This window comes from Rhodoferax sp. (assembly GCF_028689305.1).
Classification (GTDB): Bacteria; Pseudomonadota; Gammaproteobacteria; order Burkholderiales; family Burkholderiaceae_C; genus Rhodoferax.
The window spans coordinates 1-2,842 of sequence record NZ_JAQTWM010000181.1; the positions used below are offsets into that span (position 1 = coordinate 1).

At 62.6% G+C, this 2,842-nt stretch carries 5 protein-coding genes and 1 pseudogene; 5 read left to right on the plus strand and 1 reads right to left on the minus strand.

Annotated features, from left to right (window positions below):
* From PHW99_RS18670 to PHW99_RS18685, 4 genes are all read left to right on the plus strand, one after another.
* Positions 1 to 422: AraC family transcriptional regulator (locus PHW99_RS18670; protein WP_300181332.1), on the plus strand; the 422-nt coding region annotated here is incomplete at its 5' end.
* Between the two features lie 79 nt (positions 423 to 501).
* Positions 502 to 723, plus strand: a complete 222-nt coding sequence (locus PHW99_RS18675) for an AbrB family transcriptional regulator (protein WP_300181335.1) — start codon at positions 502 to 504, stop codon at positions 721 to 723.
* The gene (locus PHW99_RS18680) at positions 723 to 1,127 is read left to right on the plus strand and encodes a PIN domain-containing protein (protein WP_300181337.1); all 405 of its coding nucleotides are present in this window, start codon (positions 723 to 725) and stop codon (positions 1,125 to 1,127) included. Before PHW99_RS18675 ends, PHW99_RS18680 begins: the two co-directional genes overlap by 1 nt.
* Before the next feature lie 133 nt (positions 1,128 to 1,260).
* The gene (locus tag PHW99_RS18685; RefSeq protein WP_300181340.1) at positions 1,261 to 2,229 is read left to right on the plus strand and encodes a DMT family transporter; all 969 of its coding nucleotides are present in this window, start codon (positions 1,261 to 1,263) and stop codon (positions 2,227 to 2,229) included.
* A 137-nt stretch (positions 2,230 to 2,366) separates the two neighbouring features.
* Here PHW99_RS18685 and PHW99_RS18690 read toward each other — a convergent pair.
* Positions 2,367 to 2,564: pseudogene (locus PHW99_RS18690) on the minus strand (VOC family protein); the annotation flags it as partial.
* Positions 2,565 to 2,687: 123 nt separating this feature from the next.
* On the opposite strand from PHW99_RS18690, the gene PHW99_RS18695 reads away from it, so the two are divergent.
* Positions 2,688 to 2,842: DUF898 family protein (locus PHW99_RS18695; RefSeq protein ID WP_300181343.1), on the plus strand; the 155-nt coding region annotated here is incomplete at its 3' end.

Here is a 2,842-nt window from a genome sequence, read left to right on the forward strand (position 1 = left end):
GGCAAGCCGATGAGCCGCTGGCCGTTGACAGCCTGCTGCATGGCCTGGTGACCGAGCTGCGCTCTCATGCGCGGGTGGACAAACCGCAGCCCACGGACAAACGCATGCGTTTTGAACCGGTGCTGGACTACCTGCACGCCCACTATGAGCAGCGCCTGACGCTGGACGATCTGGCCCAGGTGGCAGGCCTGAGCCCGTTTCACTTTTTGCGCCAGTTTCAGGCCCAGCACCACGTCACCCCACAGCAAATGCTGATGGCGGTGCGCCTGTTCGAGGCCAAACGCCTGCTGGCCACCGGCCAGGCCCCGGCCATGGTGGCGGCCAGCACCGGCCTGACCGACCAGGCCCACCTGACCAGGGCCTTTGCCCGGCGCTATGGGGTTACTCCGGCGCGTTATCAGCAGCAGGTCAGTCTGAAATAGACCGCCCTGCCGCCATCGGGTCGAACATCGCTAGCAGGATCTGTTCGCCTTACAATTCATAAAACGTAAGGAGTTCGTCATGCCCATCACCGAATCAACCATCACGGCCAAAGGCCAGACCACGGTTCCAGCAGACATCAGGCAGTCCATTGGCGGTGAGCCGGGCACGCGCCTGGTGTGGCATTTGCTCGCGGACGGTCGTCTCTTTGTCCGCGTCAAAAACAAAACTGCGGCAGACATCAAAGGCATCGTGAAAGTGCCGCAAGGCAAGCGGCTTTCGGTTGAAGAAATGAGGCCCTGATGCTGGCCGGTTCTGTCGATACCAATGTCCTGGTTCGGCTCCTGACCCAAGATGATGAACCACAAGCCCAGGCGGTGGATCGCCTTTTGGCCCAGCACGCTCAAAAAGGTCAATTGTTTTTTGTCCCGATCACGGTGGTTCTTGAGTTGGAATGGGTGCTGCGATCCAGGCTAAGCCAGGGCAAGGCAGAGGTCATCCGAACGATGGCGGCCTTGTTGACGATGGTCGAGTTCAGCTTTGAATCTGAAGGTGCGCTGGAACAGGCCTTGGTGGACTATCAGGAGGGCAGTGCCGACTTTGGGGAGTACCTCCATTTGGCCCTTTCCCGCAAATGTGGGGCACTCCCGTTTTGGACGTTTGACCGCAAGGCTGCGAAGACGGCGGGCATCGAGATGCTCAGTTGAAGATGGCAAACAAACGCCATAACGGCCAGCAGCAGGTCAACCCCCAATAACCCCGTCCCACCGCAATCTGGTACAAGACCGCATCCCGCACCGCTTCCTAGAATTTGCGCCTTTGTTTGATTGGAAAGCTTGCATGTGGACAGGTGTGTTTTTTGCGCTGGCTGCCGGGTTGATGTGGGGGCTGGTGTTTGTCGGGCCGCTGTTGTTGCCCGAGTACCCGGCGGTGTTGCAGACGGTGGGACGCTACTTGGCGTTTGGGTTGATTGCGCTGCCCATGGGCTGGCTGGATCGGCGTGAGCTGGCCAAGCTCAGCCGCGCCGACTGGTTGGAGGCGCTCAAGCTCGCCGCGGTGGGCAACCTGCTGTATTACCTGTGCCTGTCGAGCGCCATTCAACGTGCCGGGGGGCCGCTGCCGACCATGATGATCGGCACGCTGCCGGTGGTGATCGGCATCAGCGCCAACCTGCGCAACCACCAGCGTGATGGCCGCCTGCCCTGGCGGCAGCTGGCCCCATCGCTGGCGCTGATCGCCGTGGGCATTGCCTGCGTCAACCAGGTGGAACTACAGGCCCTGCGCCAGCACCCGCAGGCCGACACCTGGGCCTACGCCACCGGTGCCTTGCTGGCCGCCGGGGCGGTGTTGTGCTGGACCTGGTATCCGCTGCGCAATGCCGACTGGCTGCGCGGCCACCCCGACCGCAGACCGCGTACCTGGTCTACAGCGCAGGGGCTGGCCACGCTGCCGCTGGCGGCGCTGGGTTACCTGGCGTTTGGCGGCTACGCCTACAGCAGCGACCTGGCTTTTGCCCTGCCGTTTGGCCCGCGCCCGGCGCTGTTCATCGGCCTGATGGTGGCCATGGGTTTGTTTGCCTCCTGGCTGGGTACGCTGTGCTGGAACGAAGCCAGCCAGCGCCTGCCCACCGCCACCGTCGGCCAGTTGATCGTGTTCGAGACGCTGTCGGCCTTGCTCTACGCCTTTTTGCTGCGCGGCCAGTGGCCCGCGCCGCTGACGCTGCTGGGCATTGGCCTGCTGGTGGGCGGGGTGGTGTGGGCGGCACGCATCGAACCCGAGCCGGTGGGGCTGGCGCTGCCAGCGGAGTGAGCGGCAAAGCGCTTTTTTGCCAGGAGTGGCGCGCCCCGAGCCCACCCTGGTCGACTGAAGCTGCCCCGACCATGCATGTTGCGGCAATTGTTTTACGATAAATTGGCCTCCAGCCCAGGTGAAATGGTTGTGTGAAGCTATAAAAAGTGAAGCAATTCTGTTCGCTGGCCGTCAGGGTCGCGCAGATAGGCCAGATAGAGCCAGCCGGTGGCCACCTCGCGCCAGCCCGGAGGGTCTTCGCAGGTGTTGCCGCCGTTGGCCACGCCTGCGGCATGAAAGGCATCGGCCTGCTCGGGCGACTGCATGGCAAAGCCGATGGTGCTGCCATGGCCGTGGCTGGTTTGCTCTTACCTGCGAGGGTCATCATGGCGGGGCTCGTCCACCAGCGCCCAGCCAGCCAACGCCCTGGCGTTATGATTTGCCGCAAAAAAACCGTCACACATTCAGGGAAGAAACCCATGACCGATTTTTTGCCCACCCTGCCGCTCACCCAGGTCCCGGTGGCCTCGCGCTCCAGCAGGCTGCTGTCTCTGGAGTTCACCGGCTCGGGCAGTGAATACTTCCGCATCTGGATCGTTAATCTGTTGCTCACGCTGGTGACGTTCACGCTGTA

Coding starts and splice junctions, on each gene's coding strand:
- PHW99_RS18675 (WP_300181335.1), top strand. CDS start 502: ATGCCCATCACCGAATCAACCATCACGGCCAAAGGCCAGACCACGGTT.
- PHW99_RS18680 (WP_300181337.1), top strand. CDS start 723: ATGCTGGCCGGTTCTGTCGATACCAATGTCCTGGTTCGGCTCCTGACC.
- PHW99_RS18685 (WP_300181340.1), top strand. CDS start 1,261: ATGTGGACAGGTGTGTTTTTTGCGCTGGCTGCCGGGTTGATGTGGGGG.